The organism is Ruminococcus albus AD2013 (assembly GCF_000526775.1).
GTDB classification, from domain to species: domain Bacteria; phylum Bacillota; class Clostridia; order Oscillospirales; family Ruminococcaceae; genus Hominimerdicola; species Hominimerdicola alba_A.
In genome coordinates this window covers 1418930-1438495 of the sequence record NZ_JAGS01000001.1, presented here as the reverse complement: position 1 = coordinate 1438495, position 19566 = coordinate 1418930, and the positions used below count along the sequence as shown (strand labels likewise).

Sequence of the window (19566 nt, the reverse complement as noted above, 5' to 3'; positions counted from 1 at the left end):
ACAGTGTTTACTTATTTTTTACAAATCAAAGATCAGTGCTTATAAAACGGCAAAAAAACACACCGCAGTCAGAGCGGTGTGTTTTTTGCTATTCGATATTTTTGAGTGCGAGCACCTTCGGTATCTTGCGGATACGGAAAAAGTCTATGAACGTTATGAGCAGATATGCTATGAATACAAGCAGGAATTCTTTCACAAAGCCGGATACGGGCATAGTGAATTCAAACCAGCCGCTCATGCCGAGCATCATGGCTTTCCAGAATACCGTCATCAGGATAAAGCCGAGGTATATAGCTATAAATTCAGTGATGAACACGAATATAGCAGTAGGGATAAGGTAAAGTGAGGCTATTTCGTTATCGTTATAACCAAGCACCTTTGTCATGGAGATGGCACGCTCGTTTTTCTCGATGATTATTTTGGTAAGCAGATAGAGTATCAGCGCTGCGACTATCACGCACACATACTGGAAATATTCCATGTATGCACCTATGGAGTGGTCAAGCTGACGAGCTACTTTCAGAAGGTCGTCTTCGGTTATCTCAGCTGCGACATATTCATCATCTATGTCAGTTATAGGTTCATTGCACATATAGCCGCTGAAATCATCTTTGTCTTTATCAAACACTTCATTGAACCTTTCATTCGTCATGAATACAGCAAGTCCAGCTGAATAATCGTAGATATCGTATACCTTCCAGGTATAGTCTTTATGCTCGTATTTTTCAGAAAGAACTATAGTGTCCCCCACATTGATCTTATACTTATCTGCATAAGCCCGTGATATGTAAACCTCATCTTCGGCAGCTTTTTCATTAAAGTCAGCGTCAAGCCTTATGTACAGGCTGTCATCCTTAACACCGTAAACGGATATTTCTTCGTTATAGGTATCGCTCTTTCTTTCCAGTGAAGATATGGAGATACGCTCTGCATTTTTTGTAGAGGTAGTTATTGTGCTGCCGTCATCATCCTCGGTTCGGCTGAGTACGAGCTGTTCCTTTGCGAACATCGATTCACACATATGCGCCTGATGATAGTCCAGTGTTTCACGCATTCCCACAGCCATCGACAACAGCAGCATAACAAAGGTTATGCCTACGAAAAGCATCAGGTAATTCGGGATATTCTGGAGAAATACACGTATGCGGAATCTTGGGAAAAATCTCCATCTGGGCAGTCTGACAGCTTTCTTGCGCTTGCTTCTTTTCAGGTCGTGACGCAGGAAACGCAGCGGCGATAGGCGCAGGGTCCTCAGAATAACAACAAGGTTGATGATAAGCATGAGAACTATCGGTATTATGGTGGTGCGGATAAATGCATAAGGTGTCCACAGGGTCTTGTACGTTGGCAGGCTGTAGCTGTTGTAATACATACCTACCACAACATTCTTGAAGAATGTGTAACCCAGTATATTACCGACCAGCGCTGAAAATACAGCGATCATGAGGGGGGCGCTCATATAGTATCTGAGCAGTTCGCCTTTTGTATAACCCGATGCTCGTAAAGTGCCGATAACGGAAGATTCTTTTTCGAGCGTAGTGCTTATGGTAACAGCGAATATAAACGCCAGTACGGCGGTGAGTATATAGAGCATTACTCCGCCCATTGCCATATCTGTACCCAGGTCATTTTTGGCAAAGTTGATGGCCTGATTGGCATAGGCAGGAACATAGTCCTCCAGCTTGATATCCTCATCTTCGGATACAGCGACCTGAGTGATGAGAGCTTTCATAAAATCATCTGACAGCGACTTTTCTTCATATTCGTCATCGGGTCGATCATTGTAGGTGAAAGCGTAATTAGCTCGTGTATTGCTGTGTATGCGTTCAAAGCCTTCTTCTGTTGTCATGGCAACATTGAAGGTCATTGCATCGAACATTGTGTCGGTATTGTTCTCGTAGAGTGTTGAATAATCAACAAAAGCTGCAAGTCCGCAAACTTCAAATTCTTCTTTGTCGACTGTGATGGTATCACCGACTTTTATGCCAACATTATCTGCGTGCATACGGTCGATCATTATTTCATTCTTGTTTTCGGGAGCCTTTCCGTCAAGTATATCGTATAGATCCACGTCCTTACGCTCGGGATACACTCTGATACCTATGCCGGGGTCTGCATCATCAGCAAGACCTTCTTTAACGTCTTTGTAAAACAGCTCGTATACGGTCACGGGCACGGTGTCGATCTCTTTATCAAGCCCGTATCTGTCAGAAAGCTCTCCGACCTTATCATCGATCTCTTTGTCGATCTCCTCGTGGGCTTTATCGAAAGCCTCTTTGAGGGCATCATCGTATTCATCGGAGTCTTTCGCCTGCTTTAAAGCTTCATCGTAAGCTTTGTCGAAGTTTTCCGAGAGAGCCTTATCGATAGCTTCTTCAAGGGCAGCCTTTTTCTGTTCATCGGTGAGCTTCTGTCCGGCTTCGGCAGCAGTCTCAAATTGTTTATCCAAAGCGGCAGTTACCTGTTCGGTAATTGCTGATCTGACCTGTTTGTCGATCTCTTCTGCCATTGCATCGTCCACGGCTTTGATAACTTCGTCTTCAGCTTCGTTATATGCTCGTTCACGGAAGACACTGGCTACATCAGCTATCTTACCGCTTTCGATAGCTGCGACAGTTTCTTTGTCTGCGGGTTTGGAAAGCCTGAAATGTCCGTCTTCACGTTTGAAACGTTCAGCGCATTCTTCAAGCGAGGTGTTCATACTGTTATTGGAAACGAACATACCTGATACAAAGCCAATAGTTAATACGAACATAATGAATATGAGAAAGTAACGTTTTCTGTCACGCCATATATCTTTCCATACTCGCTTTATCATTGGGTTTTTGGGACGCTTTCCGTATGAAATAGATTCTTTTGCCATCAAAACGCCTCCTTACCATTCAAGGTCGGCAGCGGAGATCTTTTCGGTATTGATGATATCATGCCTGATCTTACCGTCACGCAGCTTGATAACGTGGTCTGCCATTTCTTTGATAGCCTCATTATGAGTTACCATGATGATAGTGTTGCCATACTTTACATTGACCTCTTCTATCAGCTTCAGTATCTCCTTTGAGGTGTTGTAGTCAAGTGCGCCTGTGGGCTCGTCGCAGAGAAGTATATCGGGGTTTTTCACTATTGCACGACCGATGGAAACTCGCTGCTGCTGACCGCCCGAAAGCTGGTTGGGCAGTTTATGGCGGTGCTCATAAAGTCCAAGTATTTTCAGCAGTTCATCAATATCCAGCGGAGCATCCGAAAGATATGCACCTGTCTCGATATTCTCCTTGACATTCAGGTTCGGTATAAGATTATACATCTGGAAAACATAACCTAGATGCTTTCTTCTGTACCTGGTAAGGCTTTTTTCATTCATATCAGCCAGCTTGTCACCGTCAATGTATATCTCACCCGAATCGGCATTGTCTATACCTCCGAGGATATTCAGCAGTGTTGATTTGCCTGAACCCGAAGGTCCCAGCAGCACGCAGAATTCGCCTTTAGCAACTGTAAAATCAAGTCCCTTCAAAACGTCTTGCTTCGTATCACCGCTACCGAAACTTTTTTTTAGTCCGCAGACTTCAAGAAATTTTTTTTCTTTTTCGCTCATGATAGATTACTCTCCTCCATAGAATATAGTGCGTTAGTTGCGACAAACTGATTATATCACTTTTACGATGATATTACAACAGCCCACTTGACAAAAAATAATTGACTCTTTCTCAAGTATTTAGGATAACATTAACAAATTATCTTATTTACTCAACTTTATACAAAGCCTGAAATTAACAAAAATGAGTCCTGAATAAAGCGTGTTAATCTTTGATTTTTCAACAGAATATACAAAATCACTCTAAAACTCGAAAAATCTTATCCTAATCATACAGTTGACAAACATTAATCATTATGCTATAATTCATATGGTTAAATACAACTAACCAGTTAATCTGAAAGTTGTATTAAGCTAACAAAATTTAATTAATAGGAGTAGATATTATGAATCAAAACAAACTTAATGCAAAAGATTTTATAACCGTAGGTATTTTTACTGCGCTGATATTTGTTGTGGAATATGCCTGTGGAATGCTGGGATTTATTCACCCTTATTTTATTGCTTCCTATGTAGTTCTGATACCGATCGTTGGTTCTATCCCCATGATGCTTTTTTACACAAAGGTTGAAAAATTCGGAATGATAACCATAATGTCGGTAATTATAGCTATCATCATGTTTTTAACAGGTATGGGTTGGCTGGGCGCACCCCTTATCATCGTATCAGGGTTGATAGCAGATCTGATCGCTAAAAAGGGCCGCTATAAGAGTACAAAAATGATAGCCATTAGTCATGGCGTATTCTGTCTGTGGATATGTGCGAACTATTTCCCTGTGATCGTAACAGCTGATAAATATCGCAAAAACTTGATCGATGGTGGTTTCTCAGAGGATTATTGTGATGCACTTTTCGGTGTTATAAACGGAAAAACTATTGCGATACTTCTGATCCTTTGCCTGGTATTCGGTATTATAGGTGCATATGTCGGCAAAGCTGTTGTAAGAAAGCACTTTGAAAAAGCAGGTATCGCATGAGAAAACTTGAACTTGACCCACGAACCAAGCTTTTCATGATATTTACCATATCATTGATAGTTATGGTACCTGCATTTAACACGCTGCAAATAATGATTCGCATAATTGTGACTATAATACCTATATTGCTGCTGATGGTGGAAGGCAAATATGCATCGTCGATACGTTTTGCTTTACTGTATGCTGCTGCGCTAATATTACAGCATTATTATCTTACGGTGAAGTCAAGGGGAGTTTTTTCTGCTTTGATAACCGGTTATTGCAGTATCGTGGTACAGTTCATGCCTGCATTGATAACCGCATGGTTTGCTATCAGGACCACAAAGATAAATGACTTTATGTCGGCTATGCAGAAAATGCACGTACCTGACGGAGTGTCTATCTCGCTGGCTGTGGTCATGAGATTTTTTCCTACCATCAAGGAGGAGTACGAGAATATAAACGATGCCATGCGCATGAGAGGAATTGCAATGGGCGGCGGCAAGGTTACAAAGATGATAGAATACCGCCTTATACCCGTGATGTTCTCGTGTGTCAATATAGGCGATGAATTATCGGCAGCGGCGGTTACCAGGGGACTTGGTGCACCGATAAAACGTACCAGCGCCAAGGAACTGAAACTCAGAATTATCGACTATACCACTATGGCGGTTTTTACTGTATCAACAGTTTTATTTATGGCTGCGAAAAATATCGGGTGATAAACATATGATAAGTTTAAATAATGTGAACTTTCAATACAAAGGCTCAGAAGAGGCAGGTCTGCACGATTTTTCTCTTGAGATAAAGACAGGGGAGACCGTACTGCTATGTGGAGCATCCGGCTGTGGAAAGACTACCGTCCTGCGACTGATAAACGGGCTTATCCCTCATTATTACAAGGGTGAGCTGACAGGCAGTATAATTGTAAACGGCAAAGATGTTCCAAAGATCGAGCTTTACGATCTTGCCAGTGTTGTGGGTACGGTCTTTCAAAATCCCAGGAGCCAGTTTTTCTCGGTAGATACGGACGGCGAGATAACTTTCGGCAATGAAAACATGGGTTTGGAGCCGAAAGAGATAATCAGAAGAAAAGATGAAGTCGTAAAAGAACTTGAACTTGGACCATTGCTCGGTAAAAACCTGTTTGATCTTTCTGGCGGTGAAAAGCAGAAGATAGCCTGCGCTAGTGTATCGGCACTGATGCCGGAGATAATGCTGCTTGATGAACCTTCCTCGAACCTGGATTGGAAAGCGATAGATGAGCTGAAAGAAGTAATAAAATACTGGAAATCAAAAGGTAAAACAATAGTCATTTCGGAACATCGCCTTTGGTATGTGAAAGATATCGTTGACAGAGTTATCTTCATGAAAGACGGCAGGATTTGGCAGGAATGGAACAGAGAAGAGTTTGGCAGGCTTACGGCACAGGATCTTTCAAAACTTGGTCTCAGACCAACCTCTGTGGAAGAAAAGTATATAAAGGAATTCGGTCAGTGCATATTCTCGGAAAATGAATGCTCGGATAATAAAAGTATCAAGGGATACGAAAACAGCATTTCATTAAAGGATATGTACTTTACCTATGATATGCCAAAATTCTTTTTCCGCAAGAAAAAGCTCAATGCGGCGGACTCGGCACAGTACACCCTTGCCATACCCGAACTTGAATTGCCACGTGGAAAAGTCATCGGGCTTATAGGGAAAAACGGTGCCGGCAAAACGACATTTCTGAGATGCATATGCGGTCTTGAAAAGGACTGCACTCTGAAAATAATTTCTGACGGTGAAACCGCCTCGGGCAAAAAGATAGTAAAAAAATGCTATATGGTCATGCAGGACGTAAACCACCAGCTTTTCACAGACAGCGTGAGGGCGGAGGTAATGCTCTCGATGGACGAGGAAGATAAAGCGAAAGCTGATAAGATCATTAGTGATCTGGGACTTTATGGATATGAGGATACTCATCCCATGGCTTTGTCGGGCGGACAGAAGCAGCGTGTGGCGATCGCATCTGCACTTGCGGCAAACAGTGAGATACTGCTTTTTGATGAACCGACATCAGGGCTTGACAGAGCGCATATGATGGCTGTGGCAGAAATGCTTTCGGAACTTGCTGAGGATAACAGGGTTATCATCGTATCGACTCATGATCCCGAGCTTATCTCGCTTTGCTGTGATTATATTCTCTGTATTGAAAAAGGCAGGCTCAAATATCTGAGAGAATGTCAGTAGACTGAATATGACTAAGCATCGTACTAAAGTTCAAGAGGTACGGTGCTTTTTGTTATATTAAGAGCAACATTGAAAAAACTTCTGATATAATGCAATGCCGGTTTGTTAGTCTTTTCTTGCCAATTGTGTTCAGGCGGAAACAGGAGTGAAGTATATCATATATCACAGGTTTCACAACGGTCAATATAGACTCATCCCGAAAGGGAAGTCTGCCGCATAATATCTAAGAATATTGACGATTTTGCCGCCGCACGCTCGTGACTTTAGTCATGAGTTAGGCGGCATTTCTAGACATTCTGTTGTGCATGGTCGAGGGTATGTATATTCATTGTAATACCATATCGTAAGAGCTACCAAATACAGGAAGTCCTGATCATATACTTCGTCTTGTAAACTGTAAGCCTCAATTAAGAATGTCAGATACTATAATTCTTAAGAGAAAGACAGCTAAGTGAGTAAGATCAGCTGTCTTTCTGCTTCTTAGATCTAAAAAAATAATTAAATTTTGATTGTGTCACGCGTGACACAATCACAGCAAAACTTTTAAGTATATAAAATTTTAAATTCTTAAAAAAATCTGCTATAATATATATGGAATCCATCGTATTTTGTAGCAACTGTAAGCGACAGAAGTCTTAAACAGGTAACAGATTACATTAATTCTCAAAAAAAACAAGTAGAAGGAGGGAGTCTGCAGTATGCAGATATATACGACTTACAGCGTTAAGATCAAGCATTACAACAACATCTTTAAAGATACCGTTATCGTATACAGACATGCTGTAGATTACCTTATCAAAGTATGTCTTGATAAATGGGATAACATTGTTACATTCAAAGGGGTGAGTAGACTCACATATATCGAAACACTTATTCATGCTACAAAAGATAATCCCGATCCAATTTATGATTTTGATGCCAAATTCTATAAGATGCCAAGCTATCTGCGCCGTGGTGCTATTAACGAGGCTATAGGCAAGGTATCATCTTACAAAACCAATCTCGATAACTGGATCAAAGATCCGGTCGGAAGAGAACCATCGTATCCAAAAGCAGGTTATTCATTTCCGTCAATGTATCGTACAGTAATGTACAAACAGACTGGTTATTATACTGCCCAGATCAAAGTCTATACCCGTAATACATGGGACTGGATAACTATAAACCTTAAAAAGTCTGATATGGATTATATATACAGACATTGCAGTTTTCGCAAGCAATGCGCTCCAACACTTCAAAAACGAGGCAAGGAGTGGTTTTTGGACTTCCCATTTGAAGAAAAGACCAAACTGGCAGATACATCTGTACACGAGCAGACCATTGTTGCTGTAGATCTTGGAATAAACACCGCAGCTACGATTTCCGTAATGCGTTCAGATGGCACTATTCTTGGAAGGCATTTTTATAAGCTTACCAAAGAAACAGACCATCTTATGCATTGTGTTAACCGTATAAAAAAAGCTCAGCAGCATGGTAACTATAAAACACCAAGGCTTTGGGCAAAAGCCAAAGGAATCAATCACGACATTGCCACTAAAACTGCTGCCTGCATCGTAGATATAGCCGTTCTTTATAATGCAGATGTTATTGTATTTGAGCATTTAGACAAGAACGGTAAGGTCCGCGGTTCTAAAAAGCAGAAACTCAAGCTGTGGCGCAGTCAGGAAGTTCAGTCTATTGTAACGAATAAAGTTCACAGACTAGGTATGAGAGTAAGCCATATCTGTGCATGGAATACGTCACGCCTTGCCTACGATGGCAGTGGTTTTGTACTTCGTGGTAAATTTGGTGGTTTCAATACCTATGAGCTATGCAAATTTCAAAATGGCAAGACCTACAACTGTGATCTATCTGCTTCGTATAATATAGGGGCAAGATACTTCATACGTGAAATATTAAAATCCTTGGATGAGAATTCAAGGTTGCTCATTGAGGCTAAAGTACCTCAATGCAGTAAGAGAAGCACCTGCACGTTCTCTACCTTAGTTAACCTGAATGCGGAATTTATTGCTCAAACAGCATAATTTTCTGAGTTCAGGCTGTATGGTAGAAACGTAGTCCGCCCACCTAAAGTGGGCATGTCCGCTAGGACACTATAGGAAGCACGCGACTTTAGTCGTGTGAGGCTTCACATTGAAGAAAGACGGGACAAAGCCGAATAAAGAAATCGCAGATCTGATAACTTGGGTCTGCGTTTTTTTATGTTTTTCAAAATTTTTCCAATATTGAATTATTCGGCAAAAATCGGCAAAAAAATAAGCACTTTGATGTTACTCAAAGTGCCTATTTGTGATGTATGCGCCAGGAGGGACTCGAACCCCCGACCTACTGGTTCGTAGCCAGTCACTCTATCCAGCTGAGCTACTGGCGCTCAATCAACTCTAATATTATAGCATTATATAGGCGAGTTGTCAATAGGGAAAATGAAGTTTAACAAAATAAACGATATATGTTAATCTTATGTTCACTATTTTGCAAGCAGTTCCCGATAGTTCTCAAAACAGATGTCTGCTTCTTTCAGCATTATAGCCTTTTCAGAGCCGCTGAGCTCGTCCATGCAGGCAGCTGAAGCAAAACCGCCTATCTTTGCACCGCGTATTCCCTCGGGCAAATCTTCAAAAACTATGGTGTCATCTGAAGTGGTGCCCAGCCTTTTGCAGGCAAGCTCGTAAACGTCCGGGAAACCCTTGCCGCGTCCGACTTCTTCTGTGGTGGCGAAACCCTCAAACAGTGACAGCACTCCCAGTCGTTTCAGCACAGGTTCATACAGCGCCGCAGAATTTGCAGTCGCCAGACCCAGCTTCACGCCGTTATCAGAAAGATACCGCAAAAAATCCGCTGCACCGTCCACCTCGTCGATGATATGGGTGTACTCGTACACTGCCATGTCGTGCCATTCCTGCATTATGCTTTCTATGCTGTCATCAAGTCTCAGCAAATCTTTTGTATAAATTGCAGCTGCCCTGAAATCCTTGGTTGAAACGGCTTCGTAGTAACCCTCAGGGACTTCCATTCCTCGCTTTTTGAAAAAAAGGCGGTCTATCTCGCTCCACACTCCTTTTGAGCGTATGAGTGTGCCGTCCAGGTCAAAGACCGCCGCCTTGAATCTTGTAAAATCCATATCAGAAACCTATCTTAGCAGTTATGCCCTTGATGCTGACACCGTCACCCACGCTTATGGGCAGTTTCTGTTCCTCGGAGAAACCGATGGTCTCGCCGTCCTTGAGTTCAACGTGTTCGCTGAGTACATACTCTTCAATAGAGAACATAAAGCTTACCACCTGATCGGGCTGTTGTTTGCTGTCGATTATCTCCAGTTCGTTCATGCCAAAGAAAGTCATGCCCTGTGTGAAAGCGCAGAGACCGTCCTTTGCAAGATACATTCCTGTATAAAGGAGTATCGGCACGGGAAGTTCATCATTCTTGATAGTTTCTGCAAAGTTCATATAGAATTCTTTTTCGTATACCGTGGGATTTTTGTATATGCCGATGGCGTTGTCAAGCTTCAGCAGACTGTATGCTATCTTTGCAAAAAGCAGAGCCTGTTCCATGCCGTCGAACTTGTTCATAACAGCCATCATTACGTGAGCCTGATGCTTAGCTACCTCAGCCGCACCGTCTTTCCAGAGGATATTGTTCTTGGCGCACTCTTCAGCCTCTTTGTTGGGTACAGGATTGGGCATAAGTGAACAAGCCACTACCATACCCTCGGTGTGGAAAACCAGCGCATTGTCCTTGACCTCGTCATCTGTCTCGATGCCCCAGTCATCTTTCAGTGATTTTTTGAACCTTGCCCAGTCCATATTAGCGTCCTTATAGAGCACAAAGCCCGCAAGAACGTTGCCTTCTTTTTTATCGTTGTTATTTGTATTTTCAGCCATTGCCATAACCTCCGTGTCTAGTAGGGCGAGCCCATTTCTGCAATATGTTTTATATTATAGCACATCTTTCGGCAATTGTAAAGACAGGTTAAATAAATTCCATCATACGATGTGAAACAGCATGCGTCTTACTGATAGTTATACTATATAGATATGTAATAATTATGCGCGAGTGTGTACACAATTTGTATTTTATGTTTAATATCTCAAACAAAAATATCATAAATAAATGGATAAACTGACATCTTTTTTTAAATAAGTATTGAAAATCGAACCAATATATGTTATAATAATATAAATTATTATAGGCAGATGCCGTTTATGGTCATATACTGCCGCTAACAACGGAAATTAAGCTCTGGGCACACATAAAGTCAGATTTAACAGCTAAAGCGTCAGCAGAAAAGAGGGACTTATCATGATCAGGTCAAATAATATGCAGCGGCCGAAGAAGGTTCTTATCGTGGACGATCAGGAGATCAACAGAGATGCTCTGGAAATCATCATGGAGAATGATTATGATATCATTTTCGCAGAAAACGGAGTGCAGGCTTTAGACCTTATGCGCCGCCATAAAAATGAATTATCCGCAGTTATGCTTGATCTTATCATGCCTGTGATGGACGGTTATGAGGTACTTAAAACCATTCAGGCTGATGAAGAATTTCAAGGCATACCTGTGATAGTCATGACCTCCTACGAGGAGGCAGAACTTGAAGCTTTGAGGCTGGGTGCGGCAGATTTCATCACTAAGCCTTTTGTCCTACACGAGGTCATACTTGCCCGTGTAGCCAGGATAATCGAGCTGAATGAGGGGCGCAGGCTGATATCATCGGCAGAAAAGGACGAACTGACAGATCTTTACAGCAAGAATTTCTTTTTTGAATACGCCGAGCGTCTGTTCAGCAATCACCCTGAACTTCAGATGGATGCAATTGTATTGAATATCGAGCAGTTTCACACTGTGAATGCTTTATACGGCAGAGAATTCGGCGATAAGGTGCTTAAGACCATGGGAAGTATCATAAAAGATTTTCTGAGAGAAAAAGAGGGAATCGCCAGTCGTTTCGATGCTGACAGATTTGCAGTATACTGCACCCACTGTGATGATCACAGGGCTGTGCTGGACAGATTTCAGGCAAAGATGGACGAGTTTTCTCCCGGTGTAAGGGTGCATCTGAGAATGGGCGTGGACGAGCGAACCGAGGACGTTGAGCCTGTACTGCTTATCGACAGGGCGCGAACCGCCTGCATAATGGCACGGAGCGACTTCCGCAACCCGCTGAGGAAATACAACGAAGATATCCTTAAAAAGGAGCTCTTCGACCAGAAGCTTCTGGGCGATCTTCGCAATGCGCTGGCAGATGGTCAGTTTAGGGTTTATTATCAGCCGAAATACGATATTCGCAGTGAACCGCCGAGACTCATGAGCGCAGAGGCACTGGTGCGGTGGGAACACCCGGAGCTCGGTATGATACCTCCCGGCACGTTTATACCGCTGTTTGAGGGCAACGGGCTGATAACTCTGGTCGATAACTACGTGTGGGAGGAGACTGCAAAGCAGGTAGCGATGTGGAGAAACAAGTTCAGGTTTACACTGCCTGTTTCGGTGAATATCTCCCGTGCGGATATTTTCGATCCTGACCTTACCGAAAGGCTTTGCAGGCTCATCACGAATAACGGTCTGGAGTACTGCGACATCAAGCTTGAAGTCACTGAATCAGCCTATTCGCAGGACGCTGACAGACTTCTCGGTCTTATACATACCCTAAGAAAAATTGGTTTTGAGATAGAGATGGACGACTTCGGGGCGGGGTATTCTTCACTGAATATGCTGTCTTCCATGCCCATAGATGTGCTTAAGATGGATATGTCCTTTGTGCGCAATATCGAGAACAGCGAGACCGACCTCAGGCTTATGAAGCTGATACTCGATATCGCGGGAAATCTCAAGCTGAGCGTAGTTGCTGAGGGCGTTGAAACAGAGGGTCAGCTGAAACTTCTAAGGGACGCGGACTGCGACCTTGTTCAGGGATATTACTTTTCGAGACCTGTCCCTGCTAATGAATTTGAAGAGTTTATCCGCAAAGAGCGGGAGCAGAGAGTCAGCTGAGGTCAGGGCTGTATCCCATGAGATAAGGGTCTGATATATCAAACGACATAAAGTTATCAGGGGGCTGAGTTTTATGACGTTACAGGAATTGTATTATGAGATAGGCGGAGATTACGAGCAGGCAATGCGTGTGCTCCGCATGGAAAAGCTTGTAGATAAACATATCAGAAAAATGAGGACTAATCTAGTGGTGGAAGAGCTTATTGATGCCGGAGATCGGATTGAACCTTCAAAGATATTTGAAACGGCTCATGCTATGAAGGGCGTTTGTGCAAATCTGGGACTTGTTGGGCTTGCGGGAATGGCTTCGGAGTTAGCGGAGGAATTCCGTCCCGGCAACAGGAGAAGACTTTCAGACGAGGAAGTTAAGACTAGGATAGCAAAGATAGATGAAGCTTATAAAAGAACATCTGACCGCATACGCAGATACGAAGAGGGCTGAATATCGGTAATTTGGTCTGAGGGGTTTGATCATCATGGAGAGTTCCGACAATATAAAATATCTCGGTATATTCGGGGCATGGGCATTGTCCTTTGGATGTAGTGTGGGCTGGGGCTCATTCGTTATGCCCGGCACAACATTCCTGCCCATAGCGGGACCTGTTGGTTCAGCCATCGGGCTTGGTCTGGCCGGCATGGTGATGCTGGTGCTTGCTGTAAATTTTCATTACCTTATGAATCGCTATCCCGAATGCGGCGGTATATATACCTATACCAAAAAGGCTTTCGGCTACGACCACGGATTTCTCGGGGCGTGGTTCATGATAATTACGTATATAGCTATAATCTGGGCTAATGCGACTGCTCTGCCGCTTATCGCAAGGACAGTGCTGGGCGATACTTTCCGTTTCGGTTACCTTTATTCCATAGCAGGATATGAGATATACATTGGTGAGATAATCCTTTCGGGAATGGCTCTTGCGGTTGCGGCACTGGTTTGCTTTTCAAGAAAAATCTCGGCATTGGTGCAGGTGTTTATGGCGGGGCTGCTTTTCGCCGGCGTTTTGATATGCTTCGTGGGTGTACTGTCATCAAAGGGCTGTACAGCGAATTTTTATCCGCCTTATCCTCCTGACAGTTCTCACTCGGGAGGAGTTTTCACTATATTTGCCCTTGCACCATGGGCTTTTGTCGGGTTTGAATCAATAACACATTCAGCTGAGGAAGCGAAGTTTTCACTGAAAAGATCCTTTGTGATAATGCTGACCTCGCTGATGACAGCTGCGGCGGTTTATGTGTTCCTTGTATTGCTGGCAGTAAAGGCTCTTCCCGATGACTGCGGCTCATGGACGGACTATATCGGTTCACTTGACAAATACACGGGCAAAGCTTCTCTTCCCACTTTTTTTGCGGCGAACAAAGCACTCGGCGATAAAGGCACATTCATACTTGGTGCGTCTGCACTGGGTGCGATATTCACGGGTCTGGTCGGAAATTACATAGCCCTCAGCAGACTTTTATGTTCTCTTTCCGCTGACGGACTTTTTCCAACATGGGTTGGTAGAAAAAGCAAGGCTCATGTGCCGAAAAATGCAATAATATCCATACTTGCATTATCACTTGTACTACCGTTCTTCGGAAGAACTGCTATCAGCTGGATTGTTGATATTACCACTGTTGGTGCAACTATAGCCTATGCTCTTGCATCGGCAGCGGCTTTCAGGCTTGCTCGTGAGGATAATGATAGAATAAGAGCAGCAGTTGGCATGGCGGGTATGGTGATATCCATACTTTTTGCGCTGGAATTCCTGATTCCTAACCTGCTTTCAATAAAAACTCTTTCTCTTGAATCTTATTTTATACTGACTATCTGGAGCATACTGGGCTTCGTGTATTTCCGAACTTTCCTGAATCGTGACAACGAGGGCAGGATGGGACATTCGATCCTCCCATGGATAATACTTCTGGGACTTATAATATTCACATCAAGCGTATGGCTCCGCCAGACCACAGATAAAGCACTTGAACGTTCGGAAACGGTGTTGAAGGAGTACTATTCGGTGGAGGAGAACGAGTCTGACGAAGACCATATTGACGATGAGATGAAAAGTGTTGGAAGATCGCTGGATAATGCCAGCGCAGTGCAGATAGTGCTGATATGCTTCTCACTTTTCAATCTTCTCAGGATATACAGTGCACTGCAAAAGCGTGAAAAGCAGATGGGCGTGGAAAAGGCTCTGGCAGAAGCGAGCAGCCGTGCAAAGACCAGCTTCCTTTCCAACATGAGCCACGAGATACGAACCCCAATGAATACCATCATAGGGCTTGATACCATCGCTCTGCGTGAACCCGATCTTCCGCAGAAAACAAGAGAGCATCTTGAAAGGATAGGTGCAAGCGCCAACCATCTGCTGAGTATAATAAATGATATCCTCGATATGGGACGTATAGAATCGGGCAGGATGGTACTTAATAATGAGGAATTCTCATTCGATGGATTCCTGGAGCAGATAAATATCATCATTAACGGTCAGTGTCAGGACAAGGGTCTGAACTATGAATGCAGGATCGTTGGTGATATGGCTGAATACTACATCGGCGATGACCTGAAACTCAGGCAGGTGATGATAAACATTCTCGGCAATGCCGTTAAATTTACAGATAAATCGGGAAGTGTGACTCTTACTGTTGAGGAGGTATCACGGGCGGATGGAGTATGCACTCTGAGATTCACCGTAAAGGACACAGGTATCGGCATGGACAAGGAATATATCCCGAAGATATTCGAGCGCTTTTCTCAGGAAGATGCTACCACTACGAACAAGTACGGCGGAAGCGGTCTCGGAATGGCTATCACGATAAATTACGTTGAAATGATGGGCGGCGAGATTCATGTTGAGAGCGAAAAAGGAGTAGGTTCAGTATTTATCGTTACCGTGAAGCTGGGAGTCTGTGAGCGAAAGTCAGAGGATATCACAGCTGAGGAAGTCATAGGCAGGAGAGCGGATATTTTGTCGGGACGCAGGGTGCTCATCGCTGAGGACATTGAACAGAATGCGGAGATACTGGCTGATATTCTTGAACTGGAGGGGATTGAGTCCGAGCACGCAAAAAACGGCAGGGAAGCTGTGGAGATGTTCAGCGGATGCGACGAAGGCCACTTTGACGCTATTCTCATGGACGTTCGTATGCCCGAGATGGACGGACTTACAGCGACGAAAAGGATACGCGCTCTGGAACGGCCTGATGCGGGAACGATACCTATCATCGCAATGACGGCGAATGTATTTGAAGAAGATGCAGAACGCTCCCTTGAAGCGGGCATGGACGCCCATCTTTTCAAACCCATAGAACCCGAAAAAATGTTTGATACAATGGCTCGCCTGATATCATCATCTGATAAGGCGCAGCAAGATAGCTGACAGGAGGTTTACCTTGACATTACTGAAGAACCATAAACGTATAACAGCAACAGTCCTGCTTGCAGCTATCCTTATAAATATAATTATGCCTGTAATGGCATTTGCAGATAGACAGGAACAAAAGACAGTCCGTGTGGGCTGGTTTGATTCTGCCATGTGCTATTATGACAAGTTCGGCAGGCGCTGCGGTGTTGATTACGAATATCATCAGAAGCTATCAGCTTACACAGGCTGGAATTATGAATACGTAGAGGGAAGCTGGCCTGTTCTGTTTGAGATGCTCCAAAATGGCGAGATAGATCTGCTGAGTGACGTTTCCTACAAGCCCGAACGAGAGGAATTCATGTATTTCCCCGACCTGCCCATGGGCACCGAGGCTTACTATATCTATGTCGGTTCGGACAACACAGAGATCAAAGCCAATGACCTTACTACCTTCAACGGCAAGAAGATAGGCGTTAACAAAGGCAGTTTTCAGGAAGAACTGCTGAGAGAATGGGTAGAGAAAAACGGCATAACCACCGAGGTAATACCGCTGACGGACACCGAAGACGGATCCATGGAGAAGATCATCAGGAAAGAGATAGACGGCATTGCCACGGTATTCACCTATGATTACAACAGAGATGCTGTCCCCGTCATAAGGATAGGCGGTTCGGATTATTACTATGCGGTCAGCAAGTCCCGCCCCGATCTTCTTGAAGAGCTCAACACGGCTCTGGCACATATACAGGACGATGATCCTTATTTCAACGAGAGATTATCCAAGGAAAGAGTATACTATAATACAACAAATGCTTTGCTTTCGGCTGAACAGGAGGACTGGCTGGAAAAGCACGGCGAGATACGCATAGGTTACAGAGAGGATTATTTTCCTTTCTGCTGGAAAGATGAGAAAACAGGGGAGCTGACAGGTGCCCTTAAAGATTATCTGACACACGCGGAGAATACCCTCAACAGCCCTAACCTTAAATTCAAGACCATACCCTACGATTCGCTTACAACAGCCCTTGAAGCACTTGATGCAGGGGAGATAGACTGTGTTTTCCCTTTGTGCATGAGCAGCTACGATGCCGAACAGTCGGGGATAATGCTGACGGATACCGCAATGGATTCCGAGATGCAGGCAGTTATGCGCAAATCTGACAGCAGGACGTTATCTTCTGATAGCCAAATAGTTTTCGCAGTAAACGAGAACATGATAAATCCCGAAAGCTTCATCAAGGAAAACTATCCCGACAGTGAGATGAAATTCTATCACGGACTTCAGGCTTGCTATGATGCCATACAAAAAGGTGAAGCTGACTGTGTGCTTCTCAGCAGTTTCAGGGTGCCCACCGAAGAGGATAAACTGGAGAAAAGCAAACTGCACTCCGTACCAACGGGTGAGCTGATGGAATTATCCTTTGCGGTAAAAAGATCAGACCTTGAACTCTATGCCGTTATGAACAAAGCGGTGCTGACCACCAAAAGCAACGAAGTCAACAGCGCACTTGCTTCGTATATGGTTACAGATCAAAAAGTATCTTTCATGCAGTTTATGAAAGACAACTGGCTGATAACTGTGGCTGTACTAACATTGCTGTTTACTGTCGTAATATTCCAGCTTGTCAGAAGAATGAGGGCGGAGCATCTTGCTGACAGACAGAGGCAGATGCTTGAAAAGGCATCGCACGCTGCCGAACTCCAGCAGACCATATCTTCGCTGCTTGATAATATGCCCGGAATATGTCTTACAAAGGATGCTAACACAGGAGAATATCTTGCCTGCAACCAGACCTTTGCCGATTATGTCCACAAAAAAGACCCTTCAGAGGTCATAGGGATTAAAGCGGCGGACGTATTTGATGAAGACAAGGTAAGGAACTTTGCCGAAGACGATAAGATGGTGCTGACCATGGATGAGCCCCTTATCTACTATGATAATATGCCCGACGTTTTCGGCAATACCGTGAACGTAAAGGTGACTAAGCAGAAGTACACAGATGTTAACGGCAGACTGTGTATACTGATGATCTATCAGGACGTTTCAGACAGTCTGCGCATCTCCCGCGGCAAGGTGAATTCAAAAGAATCTTACGAAAAGGCAAGGAACGACGGTCTTATATTCACACATATCGCTCAGGCGCTGGCGCGTGGTTTCAGAAACCTGTTCTATGTCGATATCAACAGCGAGGAATTTATCGAGTACCGTTCGGATGAGAAAGACGGAAATCTCTGCGAGGTAAGGCGAGGCTGGCATTTCTTTGAAGAGGGCGATGATGCGACGCAGATAGATGTGTATCCCGAGGACAGGGAAGAAGTGATGAGGGCTATGGACCGCAAAACTCTCGTATCTGCACTTGATAAGAACAATATGTTCATGATGACATACCGCATGATGACGGATGGTCAGCCCAGATATGTAAATATGAAAGTTGCGCGTATACGTGACGATGAGAGATTTATTGTAATCAGTATGACAGACATAGATGAGCAGATGAAGCATAGGCAGGCGGCACAGCGTATGCTGGAGGAACAGATAGCATACAGCAGAGTCAGCGCTCTTGCAGGTGAATTCCTTTGTATCTACATAGTTGAACCCGAAACAGGAAAGTACCGCAAATACAGTTCTTCTGCTGAATTTGATGTTTTCGATATGCCTGCGGAGGGTGAGGATTTCTTATCCGACCTCAGAGAGAATTCCATAAGGGTGGTATACCCCGATGACAAGAACCGTGTCTTTACAGCTCTGACGATGGATAACGCCATGGCGGAAGTTATCAAAAACGGAATATTTACCATAAGTTACCGCCTTATGATGAACGATGAGCCAAGGTATGTACAGCTGAAAGCCGCTCTTGATGATGAACAGGACGGCAGGCGGCTGGTTGTCGGTGTCAATGATATAGATGCTCAGGTCCGTCAGGAGGAAGAATACAGCAGACGTCTTGCACAAGCGAGGATAGAGGCTAACATCGATGCGCTGACAGGGGTCAAGAACAGGAACGCCTACCGCGTATACGAAGAAAGGCTCAATGCACAGATAGAGATGAATCGCGCCCCTGATTTTGCTATAACAATCCTCGACCTGAATGACCTGAAAAAGATCAACGATACTCAGGGACACAAGGCGGGAGATCAGTACATAAGAGATGCCTGTAGGCTTATCTGTACCACATTCAAGCGCAGCCCCGTGTTCCGTGTAGGTGGAGACGAATTTGCTGTGCTTTCGCAGGGCGATGACTATGAACGCATTGAAGAACTCTTAAAGATATTGAACGATCATAACGATGAAGCCATACTGACAGGCGGGATCGTTGTTGCGTTGGGAATGGCACGGTACGATCATAATGAAAAAGTGGCCCAGGTTTATGAGCTTGCAGATCAGAGAATGTATGAAAACAAGAGTTATCTGAAAGAGAAGAAAAAGCAGAGAGGTTAAATA

General features: G+C 43.9%; 12 protein-coding genes, 1 tRNA gene and 1 pseudogene. 9 read left to right on the top strand and 5 right to left on the bottom strand.

The features are described from left to right. Positions 1–88: 88 nt before the first annotated feature. Both N773_RS0106400 and N773_RS0106395 read right to left on the bottom strand, forming a co-directional pair. Positions 89–2863, bottom strand: coding sequence for an FtsX-like permease family protein (locus tag N773_RS0106400; protein WP_043537826.1), 2775 nt, complete (start codon positions 2861–2863; stop codon positions 89–91). Between the two features lie 12 nt (positions 2864–2875). Continuing rightward, a complete protein-coding gene (locus N773_RS0106395; protein ID WP_024857012.1) occupies positions 2876–3592 on the bottom strand; it encodes an ABC transporter ATP-binding protein in 717 nt (238 codons plus the stop codon). Positions 3593–3978: 386 nt separating this feature from the next. On the opposite strand from N773_RS0106395, the gene N773_RS0106390 reads away from it, so the two are divergent. The 5 genes and pseudogenes from N773_RS0106390 (at position 3979) to N773_RS0106375 (ending at position 8807) form a co-directional block, all read left to right on the top strand. Continuing rightward, positions 3979–4569 (top strand): MptD family putative ECF transporter S component, encoded by a 591-nt coding sequence (locus N773_RS0106390; protein ID WP_024857011.1) that lies wholly within the window; start codon positions 3979–3981, stop codon positions 4567–4569. Then, positions 4566–5270, top strand: coding sequence for an energy-coupling factor transporter transmembrane component T (locus N773_RS0106385; protein WP_024857010.1), 705 nt, complete (start codon positions 4566–4568; stop codon positions 5268–5270). Before N773_RS0106390 ends, N773_RS0106385 begins: the two co-directional genes overlap by 4 nt. Before the next feature lie 7 nt (positions 5271–5277). Further along, positions 5278–5772 (top strand): annotated as a pseudogene (locus N773_RS23475) (ABC transporter ATP-binding protein); the annotation flags it as partial. Then, the gene (locus N773_RS0106380; RefSeq protein ID WP_431602477.1) at positions 5752–6783 is read left to right on the top strand and encodes an ATP-binding cassette domain-containing protein; all 1032 of its coding nucleotides are present in this window, start codon (positions 5752–5754) and stop codon (positions 6781–6783) included. The pseudogene N773_RS23475 and the gene N773_RS0106380, both read left to right, overlap by 21 nt. A gap of 698 nt (positions 6784–7481) precedes the next feature. Continuing rightward, a complete protein-coding gene (locus N773_RS0106375; RefSeq protein ID WP_024857008.1) occupies positions 7482–8807 on the top strand; it encodes an IS200/IS605 family element transposase accessory protein TnpB in 1326 nt (441 codons plus the stop codon). A gap of 273 nt (positions 8808–9080) precedes the next feature. On the opposite strand, the gene N773_RS0106370 is transcribed toward N773_RS0106375, so the two are convergent. The 3 genes from N773_RS0106370 to N773_RS0106360 all read right to left on the bottom strand — a co-directional run bounded on the left by N773_RS0106370 (position 9081) and on the right by N773_RS0106360 (position 10664). Next, positions 9081–9154, bottom strand: a tRNA-Arg gene (locus tag N773_RS0106370). A 96-nt stretch (positions 9155–9250) separates the two neighbouring features. Next, positions 9251–9904, bottom strand: coding sequence for an HAD family hydrolase (locus tag N773_RS0106365; RefSeq protein WP_024857007.1), 654 nt, complete (start codon positions 9902–9904; stop codon positions 9251–9253). Between the two features lies 1 nt (position 9905). Continuing rightward, complete coding sequence (locus N773_RS0106360; RefSeq protein ID WP_024857006.1) at positions 9906–10664, bottom strand: DUF4261 domain-containing protein; 759 nt, start codon at positions 10662–10664, stop codon at positions 9906–9908. A 418-nt stretch (positions 10665–11082) separates the two neighbouring features. Between N773_RS0106360 and N773_RS0106355 the strand changes: the two genes are divergently transcribed. From N773_RS0106355 to N773_RS0106340, 4 genes are all read left to right on the top strand, one after another. After that, on the top strand, positions 11083–12777 hold the full coding sequence (locus tag N773_RS0106355) for a putative bifunctional diguanylate cyclase/phosphodiesterase (RefSeq protein WP_051454263.1): 1695 nt from the start codon (positions 11083–11085) through the stop codon (positions 12775–12777). 73 nt (positions 12778–12850) lie between these two features. After that, a complete protein-coding gene (locus N773_RS19885; protein ID WP_024857004.1) occupies positions 12851–13219 on the top strand; it encodes an Hpt domain-containing protein in 369 nt (122 codons plus the stop codon). Between the two features lie 34 nt (positions 13220–13253). Then, the gene (locus N773_RS21120) at positions 13254–16139 is read left to right on the top strand and encodes an amino acid permease (RefSeq protein ID WP_024857003.1); all 2886 of its coding nucleotides are present in this window, start codon (positions 13254–13256) and stop codon (positions 16137–16139) included. A 13-nt stretch (positions 16140–16152) separates the two neighbouring features. After that, positions 16153–19563 (top strand): transporter substrate-binding domain-containing protein, encoded by a 3411-nt coding sequence (locus N773_RS0106340; RefSeq protein ID WP_024857002.1) that lies wholly within the window; start codon positions 16153–16155, stop codon positions 19561–19563. Positions 19564–19566 lie beyond the last annotated feature (3 nt).